Origin of the sequence: Prescottella agglutinans (assembly GCF_004011865.1) — a bacterium.
GTDB classification, from domain to species: Bacteria; Actinomycetota; Actinomycetes; order Mycobacteriales; family Mycobacteriaceae; genus Prescottella; species Prescottella agglutinans.
Genome location: NZ_RKLP01000002.1, coordinates 31103 through 47702, shown reverse-complemented (window position 1 = coordinate 47702; position 16600 = coordinate 31103). Strand labels below are relative to the sequence as shown.

Genomic DNA, 16600 nt, shown 5'->3' with positions numbered 1-16600 from the left:
GACATGACCGCGACACCGTTTGCGGAACTGCACATGCACATCGAGGGAGCGCTCGGGCCAGAGCTGATCTTCGCGCTGGCCGAACGCAACCGGATGCACCTTCCGTACAGCGGGCTCGCCGACCTCGAATCCCGTTACGAGTTCACCGATCTGCAGTCGTTCCTCGACCTGTACTACGCGAACATGGCGGTGCTGCGGACGGCCGAGGACTTCGCCGATCTCACCCGCGACTACCTGCGGCGGGCCGCGGCGGCGGGGGTGCGGCACGCGGAGATCTTCTTCGATCCGCAGGCGCACGTCTCGCGGGGCGTGCCGCTGCAGGTGGTGCTCGACGGCATCCTCGACGCGCTCGCGGCCAGCGAGCGCGAGTTCGACGTGAGCAGCGGACTGATCGCCTCGTTCCTGCGGGACGAGCCGGTGCACGACGCGGAGGAGGTGCTCGCGGAGATACTGCGGCTGCAGGCACCGATCATCGGCGTCGGGCTCGATTCGGCGGAGGTGGGATACCCGCCGACGCTGTTCGAGGACGTGTTCGCCCGGGCCCGGGCGGAGGGCCTGCACGTCGTCGCGCACGCCGGCGAGGAGGGGCCGCCCGAATACATCTGGCAGGCACTCGATCTCCTCGGCGCCGAGCGGATCGACCACGGCGTCCGCTGCCTCGAGGACCCGGCCCTGGTGGATCGCCTGGTGGACGAGGAGATCCCGTTGACCGTGTGCCCATTGTCGAACGTGCGCCTGCGCGTGGTGGATTCGATGGACGATCACCCCCTGCGGTCGATGCTGCGTGCCGGACTGCGGGTGACCGTCAACTCCGACGACCCGGCGTACTTCGGCGGGGACCTCGGGGAGAACTTCGCGCAGCTGCGCGACCGGCTCGGTCTCACCGACAGCGAGGTCGATCTGCTCGCGCGCAATTCGATCGAGGCGTCGTTCGCGTCCCCGGCCCGCAAGGCGGAGTTGCTCCGGATGTAGGTCGGTTCGCGGACGGCCTGGCCGGATTCGGGGTCGAATCGCGTCGGCGGTGCCAGGATTGACGGTGTGGACGTGGACGCCGTCGCCGACGAGTTGTACCGGCTGGATCCGTCGGACTTCGTGGCCGCACGCGCCTCGTTCGTGCAGCAGGCGCGGGCGGCGAAGCAGCGTGACGCGGCCGCCGCGATCGCGGGTCTGAAGAAGCCGACCACGGTCGGATGGCTCGTCAACCTCCTGGCGCACGAACGTCCCGGTGAGGTGGACTCCGTGCTGACGTTGGGGGACGCGCTGAACCGGGCGCAGCGCCGTCTCGATGCCGAGACGCTGCGCGAACTCACCGAGCGGCGGCAACGGTTGGTGCGCGCGCTGGCGACGCAGGCGTCCGCGCTGGCCCGCGAGCGCGGCCGGGTGGTGAACGAGACTGCGCTGCGGCAGGTTTCGCAGACACTGCATGCGGCGATGGCCGATCCCGTCCTGGCTCGGACCGTGCGGCAGGGCCGTGTCCTCGCCGCCGCGAACTACAGCGGTTTCGGTCCGGCGGGTCTCGAGTCCGTGGAGGCCGGCGCGGACGACGGTGCGGCGGGTGCGGACACCGCGCGGGCGCGCTCGGGGCGAGGTGTCCGCGAACGCGAGAACGCACTGGAGCAGGCGCGCGCCGAGGTGCGCTCCGCGCGCGAGGAGGCCCGGCAGGCGCACGACGCACTGAGTGGGGCCGAGGCCGAACTGGCGGAGATTCGCTCCGACGCGGCGGAGGCGGCCGGTCGCGTCGGCGCTCTGCGCCACGAACTCGAGCATCTGGAGGAGCGCGTCGAATTCCTGGCCCGCGCGGAGGCCAATGCTGTCCGGTCCGTCTCGACCGCGCGTGACGACGTCGATCGAGCGGATCGGCGGGTCGCCGAGGCGGAGGATGTCGCTTCCGGTCTCGAGTGACCTGTCCGGCGACGTCGACTCTCATATCAATATTCATTAGTATGTTGATGTGACAGATCCCGTGGATACCTGCGACCTGCTGTGCCTCGACCTGCCCCATGCGGAGGGGATTCGCGCCGGCCTGCCGCCGCTGCCGAGTGTCGAATCCGCCGCGGGAGCGGCGCGGGCACTGGCGGACCCCACCCGCCTGACCATTGCCGCGGCGCTCGCCGCGGGCGACGAGTTGTGCGTGTGCGACATCGCGTGGGTGGTGGGGCAGGCGCAGAACCTGGTCTCGCACCACCTCCGGCAACTGAAGACCGCCCAGTTGGTGACGTCGCGACGGCAGGGGCGGTTGGTGATGTACTCGCTCACCCCGCGGGGGCGGGGGCTCGTGCAGGCCGTGCTGGGCGAGCAGTTGCAGGTCGAGGGTGTCTCTCCCCAGGAGGTCGCCCGTGGCTGACGCGTGCTGCGGTCCGGCGAAGGTCGATTCGGTGGCGGGCGAGTCGACGAGCCCGGACACGCGACTGACGCGGGTGCGCGAGTTGCGGTTCGCGGCGGTCGCCGCGGTGCTGCTCGCCATCGGATGGCTCGTCGGACGTGCGGGTTCCGAACAGGTGGGGGTATTGCTCGAACTCGCCGCCGCAGTGGTGGCGGGGTGGTCCTTCGCGCCGGACGCCGTCCGGAACCTGCGCCACGGCCGCATCGGTGTCGGAACGCTGATGACGATCGCCGCCGTCGGGGCGATCGCGCTCGGCGAGATTCCCGAAGCCGCGATGCTGGGAATCCTGTTCTCGATCGCCGAGGGGCTCGAGCGCTACGCCGTCGACCGGACCCGGCGCGGACTGCGCGCCCTGCTGTCCCTCGTCCCGAAGACGGTGTCGGTGGTCCGCGACGGATCGGAGGCGGTCGTCTCGCCGGACGATCTCGTGATCGGAGACGTTCTCGTGCTGCGTCCGGGGGAGCGCGCCGCGACCGACGGTGTCATCCGTGCGGGCCGGACCACCTTGGACCTGTCGGCAATCACCGGCGAGTCGGTGCCCGTCGAGGCCGGTCCGGGTAACCAGGTGCCGGCGGGCGCCGTGAACGGCGGCGGCGCCGTCGAGGCCACCGTCACCGCCGTCGCCGCCGACAGTTCCCTCGCCCGGATCGTGCACATCGTCGAGGAGGCCCGGGACCGCAAGGGAGCGGGGCAGCGTCTCGCCGACAGGGTCGCCAGGCCGCTGGTGCCCGCGATCATGGTTCTCGCCGCCGCGGTGGCGGGTCTCGGCGCCGTGCTCGGCGACCCGGAGCTGTGGCTCGCGCGTGCGCTCGTCGTCCTTGTCGCGGCGTCACCGTGTGCCCTGGCGATCGCGGTGCCGCTCACCGTCGTCGCGGCAGTCGGTGCGGCGAGTCGGCACGGCGCGTTGGTGAAGGGCGGCGCCGCGCTCGAGGAACTCGGCCGAATCCGGGTGATCGCACTCGACAAGACCGGCACCCTGACACGCAACACACCGCAGGTGATCGCCGTCGTCCCCCGCAACGGAACGGATCCGGACGAGGTACTCGCGGTGGCGGCCGCCCTGGAGTCGCGCAGCGAACACCCCCTGGCGCGAGCGATTCTCGACGCCGTCGGCGACGTCACCGCCGCCGACGACGTCGTCGCGATCCCCGGACACGGGCTCACCGGCACCCTCGACGGACGCACCGTCCGTCTCGGCAAGCCGGGATGGATCGAACCCGTCGACCTCGCCGACGACGTCGACGGTCTGCAGCGCGCGGGTGCCACCGTCGTGCTCCTCGAAGCCGGGGGAGTTGTGCTCGGGGCGATCGCCGTCCGCGACGAGTTGCGGCCCGAAGCGCCCGAGGCGATCCGGTCGCTCCGTCGTCTCGGCATCGACGTGGCCATGCTCACCGGCGACAACCAGCGCACCGCCGACGCCCTCGCTGCCCAGGCCGGGATTGCGACCGTGCACGCCGAACTGCGGCCCGAGGACAAGGCGGAACTGCTGCCGACCGTCGCGCACGGCAGGCGCATCGCGATGGTCGGCGACGGCGTCAACGACGCGCCGGCGCTGGCAACGGCCGACGTCGGGATCGCGATGGGGGCCGTCGGCACCGACGTCGCGATCGAGACCGCGGACGTCGCGCTCATGGGTGAGGACCTCCGACATCTGCCGCAGGTCCTCGCGCACGCGCGTCGGGCCCGCCGAATCATGGTGCAGAACATCGGCTTCTCGCTCGCGATCATCGGCGTGCTGATTCCACTGGCGGCGACGGGGGTGCTGGGACTCGCGACGGTGGTGTTCGTGCACGAGTTCGCGGAGGTCCTCGTCATCGGCAACGCCATCCGCGCGGCCCGCACCGCCGACCTCCCAACACTGACCACCGCGGCCGCCGGCGAATCCCATGAGACGGAGAGTCGTTCGGTGGCACCCTGAACGGCGAACCCCGTCGGATCGATTCGAGGACCGCCCGCGTGCACCGCAAGATGCCCGCGGCGGAGCGCACACGAATCCGGTTGTGCCACGGCGATGCCCAGGCGCTGTCCATCCCGGACGGCTCGATCGACACCGCCGTCCCGGCGAGACCGACTTCCTCGGCCCGCTCCCTGGGCTCGTCGACCGTCCGGTCCTCGTAGCGGTCCTGATCCTTCGGATGCGGATCCGACCTCCTACGCGCCGTGGTGGCACCTCCTGTTCGTCTGCTCGCGCGGTACCCGATTCGAGGTCGCCCGAAACTCGATTCGATCGGGTTTGGCGGCCGCCGTGGAGGGAATACAGGTGAAAGTGAGGCACTGGGCGCGACGGGCGACTGAGTAGTCCTCTCGTGAAGGTAGGTACAGCGATGATCGTGCTCGGTTTGATCCTGTTGCTCATCGGGTTTCTGACAGGAATCTCGATTCTCTGGACCATCGGAATCGTGCTCCTGGTGATCGGGGTGATCCTCGCGCTGCTGGGGGCGACCGGGCGCGCGGTCGGAGGCCGCCGCTACTGGTACTAGCGCCCGGCGGATCCGTCACGATTCACGGCGGCCACCGGCGTCATCCTGCGGGGGTCGAGACCGGTGCGTTCCGATCGCGGCGCGCCCAGAACAGCACGGGGATGAGGACCAGCGCCAGCGCGCCGCCGCCGAGGGACAGCGTCGCGTAGTCGGTCGCGGACATCACGACCCCGGAGACCGCACCGCCTCCGGCGCCCGCGAGGGCGATCAGGACGTCGATCGCGCCCTGGGTGCGTGGACGGTTCTCCGGCACGGTGGCGTCGACGACCAGGGCGGTCCCGGAGATCAGCCCGAAGTTCCAGCCGAGGCCCAGCAGCGCCAGGGCCACGATCAGCAACGCGAGCGAATCGCCGGGCGCGAGCGCCGCAGTGACGCCGGCCAGCAGCAGCGTGACGCCGGCGGCCGCGGCCATCGGCACCCGTCCGATCCGGTCGACGAGAGCGCCGGTGACCAGGGAGGGGAGATACATTGCGCCGACATGGATTCCGATCACCAACCCCACCTCGCCGAGTCCGTGATGGTGGGCGCGCATGTGTACCGGGGTCATCGTCATGATCGCGACCATGGCGATCTGCGTCAGCACCATCACCGCGGCGCCCACGTAGGCCCCCGGCGCGGGCCGAGATGCGGCGCCGGCGGAGGCGTCCGCGGCGGGCGCACCGGGGTCGATCCGGCGCGCGAGGAGGAAAGGGTCCGGGCGCAGCAGCGCGAACAGCGCCGTGCCGGCCGCGAGATACGCGACCGCGGCGAGCAGGAAGGGTCCGGACAGCGCGGGCAGGCCGAGGCTGGTGGCCAAGGCACCGAGCGGCTCGACGAGGTTCGGGCCCGCGACCGCGCCGATCGTGGTGGAGACCATCGCGATGCTGATCGCGGTGCCGCGCTGGGCGGCCGGAGCGAGATCCGTTCCGGCATACCGTGCCTGCAGGTTGGTGGCTGTGCCCGCGCCGTAGACGAACAGTGACACGAACAGCAGCGGCACGCTGTCGATCATCGCGGCGAGAACCACGCCGATTGCGCCGACGCCGCCGGCGCCGAACCCGAGACCGAGTCCGACTCGTCGACCGCGTGACTGCGTGATCCGCCCCACCAGGAACGCCGCCAGTGCCGAGCCCAGGGTGAACAGCGCCGTCGGGACTCCGGCCAGGCTGTCCGAGCCGAGCATCTGCTGGGCCAGCAGCGCACCGACGGTGATGCCGGCGGCCAGGCCTGCGCCACCGAGGATCTGGCTGAGGACGACAACGGTCAGGGTGCGCTTCTGGACCCGTCGGCGCTCCGCGTCGTCGAGGCCGGTCGCCTCCGGGACCCGCGCGTCGCTACGCGATATCAAGGTCGACCTCCTTGCTCACGCGCCACTCGACGACGCCCTCGTCCATCGCCTTCGCAGCGACGCCGTGATCGCCCAGCCACCGGGCCGCCTCGCGCGCCAGGCTGCAGAACTCGCCGCGGCAGTACACGACGACCTCCGCGCCGGCGGGGATCTCCCGGTACCGATCCGGGAGTTCGGCCAGCGGGATCGACACCGCGCCGGGGAAGTGTCCGGCGTCGAACTCCTCCCGGGGTCGTACGTCGACGACCGTCATCTCCGACGTGACGGCCGACGGATCGATCGACGGGGCGGCGCGACCGGCGTCCGCCTGCTCCATGTACTCGACGAGCGTGTGCCGCAGGTCGGGGTAGTGCCGCAACCCGACGCGCTTGGCGGCCAGGAAGAGTTCGGCGACGTCGTCACCAGCGAGTCGGTAGTAGATCGTGGTGCGTTCCCTGCGGGTGTCGACCAGTCCCGCCTGCTTCAGCGTCTGCAGGTGACCGGACACCGTCGTCACGCCCGTCCCGGACATTCGGGCGAGGGTCTCGACCGAGTGCTCCCCCTGGGCGAGCAACTCGATCAACTCCAGTCGGCGGCCGTTCGCCAGTGCCTTCACGACCCTCGCCAACGACTCGAAGACGGACGCCTTGTCGGTCGATCCGATATTCCCGAGATCCATGGAATAAGAATCTAGCAGCCCGTCGACCGCACGCGATCCGCATCCCCGCAGGGATGCGGATCGCCGGCGATGCAGGTCAGTGCATGGGCATGGTGGGCATCATCGGGACGATTCCCATGCTGTGAAGCCACATCATCATGTGATGGCACATCATCATCATCTGATCGGGCATGGCCGCTCACCTCCCTTCCGAGCAGGGTGGGTGTCACCTCTCAGCCTTGCATCCGGAGGGGCGTGTGTCAGCAGCGGAAACCGCGAAGGCGGCCGACCCGGCGAGGATCGGCCGCCTTCGTCACCGTGCGGTGCCCGAGGTCAGATGCGTTCGTAGATGGTGGCGTTCGCGGTGCCGCCGCCCTCGCACATCGTCTGCAGGCCGTAGCGGCCACCGGTGCGTCGCAGGTGGTTGATCAGCGTCGCCGCCAGACGCGCGCCCGAACCGCCGAGCGGGTGGCCGAGGGCGATCGCGCCGCCGAGCGGGTTGAGCTTGTCCGACGATGCGCCGGTCTCGAGCTGCCACGCGAGCGGCACGGAACCGAACGCCTCGTTGACCTCGAACGCGTCGATGTCGTCGATCGACAGACCGGACTTCTTCAGCGCCAGGGCGGTCGCGGGGATCGGGCCGGTGAGCATCTTCACCGGGTCGTCGCCGGCGACGACGGCGGTGTGGATGCGGGCGAGCGGCGTCAGGCCCAGTGCCTTGGCCTTCTCCGACGTCATGACCAGCACCGCAGCCGCGCCGTCGGAGATCTGCGACGCGCTACCGGCGGTGATGACGCCGCCCTCGAGGAACGGGGACTTCAGCTGGCCCAGCTTCTCGGTGGTGGAGCCGCGGCGGATGCCCTCGTCGGCGGAGAAGACCGTGCCGTCCGCGAGCGTGACCGGGGCGATCTCGGCGTCGAACGCGCCGGCGTCCTGGGCGGCGGCGGCGCGCTCGTGCGAGGCCACCGAGTACTCGTCGAGCTGCGCACGGGAGATGTTCCACTGCTGCGCGATCAGCTCCGCGCCGACGCCCTGGTTGAAGCGGCCGTTGAAGCCGGGGGCCTCGAGCTGGGCGGCGTAACGGTCGCGCGCGGGGCCCCCGGAGTCACCGGTGCCCGGAACGTTCGACGAGCCGAGCGGGACCGCGGTCATCATCTCGACGCCACCGGCGACGATGACGTCGGCCTGGCCCGAGATGACCGACGCGGCGGCCATCGAGATCGTCTGCTGCGACGAACCGCACTGGCGATCGACGGTCAGGCCCGGCACCGACTCGGGCCACCCGGCACCGAGGACGGCCATGCGGCCGATGTTGCCGGTCTGCATGCCGACGCTGTTGACGTTGCCCCAGTAGACGTCGTCGACGACGGCCGGGTCGATGCCGGTGCGCTGGGCGATCGAGCGCAGCACGTGGGCGGACAGCTCCACCGCGTGCACGTCGGCGAGCGATCCCTTCCGCTTGCCGATGGGGGTACGGACTGCCTCGACGATCACTGCGTCACGCATGGCGCCTCACTCTCTCCGAAACGTAAGTGGATCGAGCTTAATCAGGTAGACGATTATTTGAAGAATGTTGTGTTCGACGTCACTCAGCGGTGCGCCGCCACCCCGGCCCCGGCCACCTGTTCGGCGAGCGCGAGCAGGTCCCGATCCCGACCGGGCGGCCCCACCAGGGACAGTCCCGCCGGGAATCCGTCGGAGGTCTTCACGGGCACGGTGACCGCGGGAAGTCCCGCGACGTCGGCCACCGTCGTGAGCAGACCTGTGGTGCGCAGCAACGCCGCGAGGTGGACACTCTCGGGGTCGTCCGCCGTCGACGGCGCCGGCGAACCGGTGGTGGGCAGGAGCAGGACGCGGGAACCGAGGAAGTCGCGCACGATCCTCCCCGCGTCGCGGAGCGTGTCGAGGCTGCGGCGATACGCCGACTCCGAGACCGTCGACGCGGCCAGGAAGTTGACCCGGGCTTCGTCGGTGATCGATCCGGTCGCCGTCGACACCCAACCGGAGTGCTGCTGCCACGCCTCGTAGCCCTGGACCGTGACGACCGCGTCGTACCAGTCGGGCAGGGCGGCGACGTCGAACTCCTCCTCGGCGAGGGTCGGTAGGCCCGACCGTCTCCACTGCGCGAGCGCGCCGCGGATCGCGGGTTGGACGCCGCTGTCCGCGATCGCGATCAGGCCCGGCGACGTGACGGCCGCGTCGAACGCGGCCTCCGGGGCGGGCGGGAGCAGGACGTCGCCGACGGTCGAGAGTGTCGCGGCGTCGGCACACACCCATCCGACGGTGTCGAACGTGCGCGAGAGCGGCATCATGCCCACCGTCGACACGGCGCCGGTTGTGGGGCCGAACCCGTACATCCCCTGATACGCGGCGGGTATCCGGACCGACCCGGTCGTGTCCGGGCCGATGCCGACCGCCGCGTGGCCGCGGGCGACGGCGGTGGTGGCGCCCGACGTCGCTCCGCCGGGAAGGCGCCCCGCGGCAGCCGGATTGGGCGGCGTGCCGTAGGCGGTGTTGATGCCGGAGTGGCCGAACCCGAAGGCCACGGTCTGCGCGATGCCGACGACGACGGCACCGCGCGCCTGCAGGCGGGCGACGCTCTCGGCCGTCGTGGTTTCCGTGGGCGCTTGGCCGAGCCAGCCGGGATTGCCCGCGCCGACCCGCTGCCCCTGCAGGGAGAACAGGTCGGTGACCGCGACGGTCAGGCCGTCCGCCTGCCCGGAACCCGTTGCGGGAAGCAGCGGATCGCCCTGCACCCGCCAGGTCGCCTTGTCGGCGGCGACGATGTCGCCGCCCGGGAGCGGCGGCACGCCCGGGTCCTTCAGGTCCTCACCGCAGCCCGCGAGTAGCGCGGCGCCGCCGAGTGCGGTTCCCAGCGCGCTCGCGCGCAGGAACGAACGACGATTCAGGCGCGGGAGGTCGGGTCCGGTCGGCACGTCGCCCACAGTAGCCACGCGCCGACCGGAATCCGTCGGATCGGCCCTCGTGTCAGCCGAGAACCTGACGGAGGTAGTCGTTGTCGAACGTCCGCGCGGGGTCGAACTTGTCGCGGACCGTGCAGAAGTCGTCGAACCGCGCGTAGGTGGGGCGCAGGTCGGCCGCGGTGCGGCTGTGCATCTTGCCCCAGTGCGGGCGACCGTCCACCGAGCGCGCGATGGCCTCGACCGCGTCGAAGTACTCTCGGTGATCGCGCCGGTGATACTGGTGCACCGCGATGTAGGCGCTGTCCCGGCCGTTCGCGGTCGACAACCAGACGTCGTCGGCGGGTGCGAAGCGCACCTCGACCGGGAACGCGATCCGGCAGTCGGACCGGTCGAGCCAGGTCGAGATCTCGCGCAGGGTGTCCTTCACCGCCTCCTGGGGTACCGCGTACTCCATCTCCTTGAACCGGACCCGCCGCGGCGACGCGAACACCTCGTAGCTCCGGTCGGTGAACTCCCGCGCCGACAGCGCGCGCGCCGAGACCTGGTTGATCTGCGGAATCGTCGACGGGAACGCGGCCGTGAACCGGTTGATGCCCTCGAACAGCGTGTTGGAGAGCAGTTCGTCGTCGATGTAGCCGCGAACGCGGCCCACCGGCTGCAGCGGCGTGTGCCCGGGCAGTCGGGTGTTCCGCTTCGTCAGAACACGATTGGTGTGCGGGAACCAGTAGAACTCGAAGTGGTCGACGGTCGCGAGATCGTGTTCGAGACCCTCGAGCGTCTCGTCGAGTGCCGCCGGGCCCTCGACCGCACGCATCGTGTACCTGGGCTGGACCGCCAGGTCGAGCTTGGTGATGATGCCGATCGAGCCGAGGCTGATCTTCGCGGCCTGGTAGAGGTCGGGGTTCTCGCCGTCGGAGCAGTCGACGACCGAGCCGTCCGCGAGGACGATCTGCAGTCCGCGGATCAGCGTCGCGAGGCCGCCGAATCGTGCTCCGGTTCCGTGGGTTCCCGTCGAGAGCGCGCCGGCGATCGACTGCACGTCGATGTCGCCGAGGTTGATCATCGCGAGCCCGCGGTTCCAGAGTTGCTCGTTGAGGCTCCGCAGACGGGTGCCCGCCCAGACGGTCGCGATCGGACCGTCCGGCGTGGTGCGCACGGATTCGATCCCCGCGATGTTGTCCAGGCTCACCAGTACGCCGTCGGTGACGGCGACTCCGGTGAACGAATGGCCCGCCCCCACTGCCTTGACGCGCAATCCCCGTTCGGTCGCGCTCGCGACGAGCGTGCTCAGTTCAGCCACCGATCTCGGAGTTTCGAATCGGTGAGGTGTCGACGAGTGGGTCCCCGCCCAGTTGCGCCACGTGTCCTGTGCCATTCCGGCAACTATTCACCTGGACGAGCGTCCAGGCAAATGAAACACGAAAATTCGACTCCGGGTTTTACGATCGGGGGATGTTGAATCGGCTCCCTGCGGAAGAACGCCGCGCCCAGCTCATCGAAGCGGCGCTGAACATCGCCGAACGCGGCGGTATCGCATCCGTGACGATCCGCGCCGTCGCGGAAGAAGCGGGCGTTTCGCTCGGCGTCGTGCACTACTGCTTCGAGAGCAAGGAAGCCCTGGTCGCGGCCATGGCCGAGAGCCTGGTTCTGCAGCTCAGCGCCGGTATGCGGGAGTCGTTCGCGTCGGTGTGGGACTCCCAGGAGCTGAGCGGTCTGCGCGACTTGCGCGAGGTTCTGCACACCGGTCTGACCGGCATGTGGCCGCTCGTCGAGGCCACCGCCGACCGTCAGTTGCTCACCTACGAGATCACCGCCTACGCGCTGCGCCACCGCGCGGCCGGTGCGCCGCTCGCGGGGAGTGTCGCCGACGAGCAGTACCGGATCATGGACGTCGAGGCCACGGTCTTCCTGCAGGAGAGCGCGCGCCGGACCGGCTGCAAGTGGACCGAGCCGGTCGAGGCGATCGCCCGTTTCGCGCTCGCGGTCATCGACGGGATCGTGCTGCGCTGGCTCGTCGACCGCGACAGCAACGCCATCCTCACCGAACTCGACGACCTCGTGCGCATCGTGGCGAGCAAGGCGGTGGAGGGGGAACCGGACCTGGACAATCGTTCAGGAGAGTGATCGACTGGTCCGGACGCCGGCCTTCTCGGACTGACGAACGGAACTGATGTGACTGCCACGATCGACCGACTCACCACCGCCACCGCCCACCTGGATCCACCGTTGGCGGCACTGGATCTCGCGACACTGCAGACGAATGCGGCCGACCTGGTCCGGCGTGCGGAGGGTACGCCGGTCCGGGTCGCGAGCAAGTCGGTGCGGTGCCGCGCGGTCCTCGAGATCGCGCTCGGATCCGGCCTCACCTCGTCGGGCGGCTTCCGCGGCATCATGTCGTACTCGCTGCGGGAGGCGATCTGGCTCGCGCGTCAGGGTGCCGAGGACGTCCTGATGGGTTACCCCACAGTGGACCGCGGTGCCCTCGCCGAACTCGGCGCCGACAGCTCGCTGCTCGACCGGATCACCCTGATGGTCGACGACGTCGCGCAACTCGACGTCGTCCGCGCTGCGGTGGGGTCCGACAAGGTGCGGCCGCGGATCTGCCTCGACGTCGACGCGTCGCTGCGGATCGGGCCGGCGCATCTCGGCGTCCGGCGGTCGCCGCTGCGCGAACCCGGCCAGGTGGCCCGGCTCGCGCGGCTCGCGAGCGACCGCGGATTCGCCGTCGTCGGCGTGATGTTCTACGAGGCCCAGATCGCGGGCCTGCCCGACACCAGTTTCGCGGTGCGGATGGTCAAGAAGGCGTCGGCGGCCGAGCTGTCCACGCGCAGAACGGCGGTCGTCGACGCCGTCACCGACGAGGTCGGCAAGCTGGAGATCGTCAACAGCGGGGGAACCGGATCGCTCGAGGTGAGCTCCGCCGACTCGAGCGTCACCGAGGTCACCGCCGGGTCCGGCCTCTACCTGCCGACGCTGTTCGACCGCTACCACTCGTTCACGCCCCGTCCGGCGATGTTCTTCGCGCTGCCCGCGGTCCGTAGGCCGACCCCGCGGGTCGCGACGCTGTTCGGCGGCGGCTACATCGCCTCCGGTCCGGCGGGCAACACCCGGGTTCCGGCGCCGGTGTGGCCGCGGGGACTGAAACTGCTGCGCAACGAGGGCGCGGGCGAGGTCCAGACACCGGTCACCGGCGCCGCTGCCGCGGAACTGGCGGTGGGGGACCGGGTCTGGTTCCGTCACGCGAAGGCCGGTGAGCTGTGCGAGCGCTTCACCGAGGTGCACCTGGTGGACGGCGACGGCAAGGCGACGGCGGCGCCCACCTATCGCGGGGAAGGCGTTTGTTTCGGGTGACCGTGTGGGTCAAAGACTCTCGCCCGCCAGCCGCATGAACGCGCCCAGTTCGGCCAGCCCGGCGGGTGTCGCGGGCAGGTAGTGGGTGAGCGCGCGCGATCGCACGATCACCGCACACCACTTGCCCCGCGACACCGCGACGTTCAACCGGTTGCGGGAGAGCAGGAACGACATTCCGCGGGGGACGTCGTCGGCCGACGACGCCGTCATCGACACGAACACCACCGCGGCCTGACGCCCCTGGAACTTGTCGACGGTCCCGACGAGGACGTCGGGGAAACCGGCGGCCGCGAGGTGCCGGCGGATCAGTCCGACCTGCGCGTTGTAGGGCGCGACGACGAGGACATCGGACTGGCCGAGCGGCCGCGTACCGTCGAACGCCTCCGGGTCGGTCCATGGCCGCCCCAGGAGCGCGGCGATCCTGGCGGCGATCTCGCGGGCCTCCTCGGCCGACTCCGTGGCGTTGCCGAGATGGTCGAGGATCGCGGTGTGCACCCCCGGTTCGACACCGTCGAGGCGACGGGCGGTGGTCACCGGTTCCTCCGACCGCAGTCTGCCGTCGTACGACAGCGCGGACACCGGGGCGCACAGCGCGGGATGCATCCGCCAGGTGCGCTCGAGGAAGTATCCGCGATCGGGAGGGAGCGCGTCGTGTCCCTGCGCGAGCCAGCCCAATGCGGAGTCGTCGACGGGCTCGGGGTGGGTGCCCTGGCTGACCTGCGGCAGCTGCTGCGGGTCGCCGAGCAGCAGCAGGTTCCGTGCCGCTGCGCCCACGGCCACGGTGTTCGCGAGCGCGAACTGTCCGGCCTCGTCGATCACCAGCAGGTCGAGGCTGCCGGGCGGAATCCGGTCGGCGTGCGCGAAGTCCCAGGCGGTGCCACCGATGACGCAGCCGGTTCCCGCGGAGGTGTCGAGGAACTCCGCGTAGGCGTTGGCGGTGATGGCCGTCCACCGGCGCGCCTCCGCACGCCCGTCCTTCTTTGCGACGAGTCGGCCGTCGAGCCCGGCCTCGACGACCGCGTCGAGCATGTTCTCGACCACCGAATGCGACTGCGCCACCACGCCGATCCGCCACCGGTGCCGACCGACGAGCTCGGCGATCACTCGGGCGCCGGTGTAGGTCTTGCCGGTGCCGGGTGGTCCCTGTACGGCCACGTAGGAGTCGTCCAGATCCAGCAACGCCGCGGTGATGGTCGCGGCCGGATCGCCGCCGGGTCCCAGGCCGGGAAGCGGGGAGCCGCTGCGGGTGCGGGGTTCGATCCGCCGCAGGACGTCGACGGCGGCGCGGCGCGGCAACGCGGGCAGCGACTCCGCCATCTCGTCGGCCGCCGCCGCGACGGCCTTCTCGATTCGAACCGTCGCGATCGGATGGCCCGGGGCGGTCGCCATCGGCAGGTCGTCGTATTCGACCGTGCCGGTGAGCAACTCCTCGACCACGATGTCGTCGTCGAAGTCGGCGTCGGAGCCGACGGACAGCACCACGGCGGTCGACGTTCCCCGCTGGGTGGGCTCCTCGCCGGCCAGCGCGTCCGGGAGCGGAGGTTCGTACAGGGTGAACACCTCCGCACCCGGTACCACCGTGCTGCCGGTGCCCAACCTGCCGGTCAACCGGAGGTGCCGGCGCAGCTTCCGCTGTTTCGGGGTGCTCTTGTGCCACCCCTGCAACTCCTCCGCATGCTCCACCTGCAGCACGTCGCGGGTGTCGGACCACTCGTCCACCGGCTGCGTCAGCCGGTCGAAGTGCGCCCACCAGAACGGCTTCCGCTCCCGCCCGTGGTACCCGATCGCGGCCGCCATGAGCGCCGCGGCCTGCTGGTCGGCGGAACGCGCCTCGCGCGGGCCGTCGCCGGCGAAGCGCCGCAGCACGCGTTCGGCGTGTCCGGCGGTGTCGTCGTCTGCCGCGGGAGCGGACGGCGCCCGTCGGTGCGGGGACACGCCGTGCTCGGCGGCCCGGGCCAGCAACCAGTTCCGCAACTCGCGCGTGGAGACGCAGTCGTACTCGTTGTAGTCGGCGATGCCGTGCAGCACCTCGTCCGCGTCCTCGGTCCGTCCGCTATCGCGCAGATCGCAGTAGTCGGCGTAGGCCACGACCGAATCGGCGGCGTTCGTGACGTCGCCGCCGCGCAGACGGTCGCCCATGTAGAGGGGCTCGAGCTTCTTGATGCTGTAGGAGCGTTCCCCGATCCGTAGCGACGCGCGGACGATCGGGTACAGGTCCACCAGCACGCCGGCGCGCAGCAGGTCGTCGACGGCGTCCTCGCCGACGCCGTGCCGTCCGGCCAGGCGCAGCAGAGCGGACTTCTCGTACGCGGCGTAGTGATAGATGTGCATGCCCGGATGTTCGGCGCGCCGGGCCCGGACGTACTCGAGGAAGTCGATCAGTGCGCGCCGCTCCTGCCGCCGGTCGTGGGCCCAGAACGGCCGGAACACCGGACCCGACGACCCCGGCCGCGGCTCCTCGACCACACCGAAGAGGTACTCGAGGCCCCAGTCGGTCGAACCTGCCTCGGACCACAGGGGATCGCCCTCGAAGTCGAAGTAGAGGTCACCGGGATCGGGCGCGGGGAGCGTCGCGAGTGCGCCGGCGTCGAACACCTCGACGGTGGTGCCACCGTCCCGTTCCTGGCGCAGTTGGATGGCGGCCTGCGCCCGCAGGGCCGAGAGGGTCCGGCCGGACAGGTCCGGGACGGGGTCGGTGTGCGCGGCGAGGTCGTCGATCGTCGAGACGCCACCCGACACCAGCTTCTGGCGGCTGCTCGCACGAATCCCCGCTACCAGCAGCAGGTCCCGATGGTTGTCGACCTCCGTCGCGCACGTGTCGCAGCGACCGCACGCGAGGTACCGCTCGTCGCCCCACACCACGGGGACGCCGCCGTCCCGGTGCGCGTCGAGGACTCGCTGCAGGTCGGCGCGGCGTGCCGCGTACACCGGGGCGAGGTCGGCGAGCACGTGGACCGAATCGGTACCGTCGCCGAGCAGGAGGTGCACCTGCGGTGCCGGACGGATCCCCGCGGCGGCGAGCGCGTCGGCGTACGCGGCCAGTTGCAGCAGTGCCGGAACCTCCGCGTGGCGGGCGAGCTTCGTGTCGTACACCGCGTACGTGTCGTCGTCGCGGACGAGGAAATCGCAGAACCCGAGGAAGCGTCCGTCGAAGAACGTGCCCTGGTAGATGACCGGGACGCCGGCGTGGGCCGACTCGACGGTGGCCCGGTGTGCGTCGTGCAGGCCGGTGGCCGTGTGCTCGGGACGGGCGATCGTCTGGACCCGGCCGAAGCGGCGTTCGAAGTCCTCGCGCACGCTGCGCTCGTGTGCGGCGCCGAGGCGAGTGGTCCGTTCGAGCATCGGATCGGTGTCGGATCCGGTTGCGGCAGGCCCGAATCCGAGGAGGCCGTCGAGGCGCCGGAGCAGCGCGAACTCGCACGTCGCGGCGAGTGTCAGGTCGCCGGGACTGTAGACCACGACGCCGTCGAGCAGGAACATGGCGCCCCTTTCCCGGTC

Annotated in this window: 13 protein-coding genes; 7 read left to right on the top strand and 6 right to left on the bottom strand. The window is 70.7% G+C overall.

Annotation, left to right across the window (positions count from 1 at the left end; genetic code table 11):
* Positions 1-3: 3 nt before the first annotated feature.
* The 5 genes from EGT67_RS04175 (at position 4) to EGT67_RS25005 (ending at position 4863) form a co-directional block, all read left to right on the top strand.
* Positions 4-972 carry an adenosine deaminase gene (locus tag EGT67_RS04175; RefSeq protein WP_127914809.1) on the top strand — a complete coding sequence of 323 codons (969 nt, stop codon included), beginning with the start codon at positions 4-6 and terminating at the stop codon, positions 970-972.
* A gap of 66 nt (positions 973-1038) precedes the next feature.
* Positions 1039-1902 (top strand): hypothetical protein, encoded by an 864-nt coding sequence (locus tag EGT67_RS04170; RefSeq protein ID WP_127914808.1) that lies wholly within the window; start codon positions 1039-1041, stop codon positions 1900-1902.
* A gap of 49 nt (positions 1903-1951) precedes the next feature.
* Positions 1952-2344 (top strand): ArsR/SmtB family transcription factor, encoded by a 393-nt coding sequence (locus EGT67_RS04165; protein WP_127914807.1) that lies wholly within the window; start codon positions 1952-1954, stop codon positions 2342-2344.
* Positions 2337-4301, top strand: coding sequence for a heavy metal translocating P-type ATPase (locus EGT67_RS04160; protein WP_127914806.1), 1965 nt, complete (start codon positions 2337-2339; stop codon positions 4299-4301). Before EGT67_RS04165 ends, EGT67_RS04160 begins: the two co-directional genes overlap by 8 nt.
* 406 nt (positions 4302-4707) lie before the next feature.
* Entirely contained in the window at positions 4708-4863 is a 156-nt protein-coding gene (locus EGT67_RS25005; protein WP_241565913.1) for a DUF6131 family protein, read from the top strand.
* 40 nt (positions 4864-4903) lie between these two features.
* Here EGT67_RS25005 and EGT67_RS04155 read toward each other — a convergent pair whose 3' ends face one another.
* The 5 genes from EGT67_RS04155 to EGT67_RS04135 all read right to left on the bottom strand — a co-directional run bounded on the left by EGT67_RS04155 (position 4904) and on the right by EGT67_RS04135 (position 11126).
* On the bottom strand, positions 4904-6187 hold the full coding sequence (locus EGT67_RS04155; protein ID WP_206612300.1) for an MFS transporter: 1284 nt from the start codon (positions 6185-6187) through the stop codon (positions 4904-4906).
* Positions 6177-6848: an ArsR/SmtB family transcription factor gene (locus EGT67_RS04150; protein ID WP_127914804.1), complete on the bottom strand. Its 672-nt coding sequence runs from the start codon at positions 6846-6848 to the stop codon at positions 6177-6179. Before EGT67_RS04150 ends, EGT67_RS04155 begins: the two co-directional genes overlap by 11 nt.
* Before the next feature lie 312 nt (positions 6849-7160).
* A complete protein-coding gene (locus EGT67_RS04145) occupies positions 7161-8333 on the bottom strand; it encodes a thiolase family protein (protein ID WP_127914803.1) in 1173 nt (390 codons plus the stop codon).
* 83 nt (positions 8334-8416) lie between these two features.
* Complete coding sequence (locus tag EGT67_RS04140; protein WP_241565887.1) at positions 8417-9781, bottom strand: amidase family protein; 1365 nt, start codon at positions 9779-9781, stop codon at positions 8417-8419.
* A gap of 34 nt (positions 9782-9815) precedes the next feature.
* On the bottom strand, positions 9816-11126 hold the full coding sequence (locus EGT67_RS04135; RefSeq protein WP_127914802.1) for a D-arabinono-1,4-lactone oxidase: 1311 nt from the start codon (positions 11124-11126) through the stop codon (positions 9816-9818).
* Between the two features lie 77 nt (positions 11127-11203).
* On the opposite strand from EGT67_RS04135, the gene EGT67_RS04130 reads away from it, so the two are divergent.
* Positions 11204-11875, top strand: coding sequence for a TetR/AcrR family transcriptional regulator (locus tag EGT67_RS04130; RefSeq protein WP_127914801.1), 672 nt, complete (start codon positions 11204-11206; stop codon positions 11873-11875).
* Positions 11876-11923: 48 nt separating this feature from the next.
* Positions 11924-13102 carry an amino acid deaminase/aldolase gene (locus tag EGT67_RS04125; RefSeq protein WP_127914800.1) on the top strand — a complete coding sequence of 393 codons (1179 nt, stop codon included), beginning with the start codon at positions 11924-11926 and terminating at the stop codon, positions 13100-13102.
* 9 nt (positions 13103-13111) lie between these two features.
* Here the strand turns inward: EGT67_RS04125 and EGT67_RS04120 are convergent, their stop codons facing one another.
* Positions 13112-16582, bottom strand: coding sequence for a TM0106 family RecB-like putative nuclease (locus tag EGT67_RS04120; protein ID WP_127914799.1), 3471 nt, complete (start codon positions 16580-16582; stop codon positions 13112-13114).
* Between the last annotated feature and the right edge of the window lie 18 nt (positions 16583-16600).

Coding starts and splice junctions, on each gene's coding strand:
- EGT67_RS04175 (WP_127914809.1), top strand. CDS start 4: ATGACCGCGACACCGTTTGCGGAACTGCACATGCACATCGAGGGAGCG.
- EGT67_RS25005 (WP_241565913.1), top strand. CDS start 4,708: ATGATCGTGCTCGGTTTGATCCTGTTGCTCATCGGGTTTCTGACAGGA.
- EGT67_RS04150 (WP_127914804.1), bottom strand. CDS start 6,848: ATGGATCTCGGGAATATCGGATCGACCGACAAGGCGTCCGTCTTCGAG.
- EGT67_RS04145 (WP_127914803.1), bottom strand. CDS start 8,333: ATGCGTGACGCAGTGATCGTCGAGGCAGTCCGTACCCCCATCGGCAAG.
- EGT67_RS04135 (WP_127914802.1), bottom strand. CDS start 11,126: ATGGCACAGGACACGTGGCGCAACTGGGCGGGGACCCACTCGTCGACA.
- EGT67_RS04130 (WP_127914801.1), top strand. CDS start 11,204: ATGTTGAATCGGCTCCCTGCGGAAGAACGCCGCGCCCAGCTCATCGAA.
- EGT67_RS04120 (WP_127914799.1), bottom strand. CDS start 16,582: ATGTTCCTGCTCGACGGCGTCGTGGTCTACAGTCCCGGCGACCTGACA.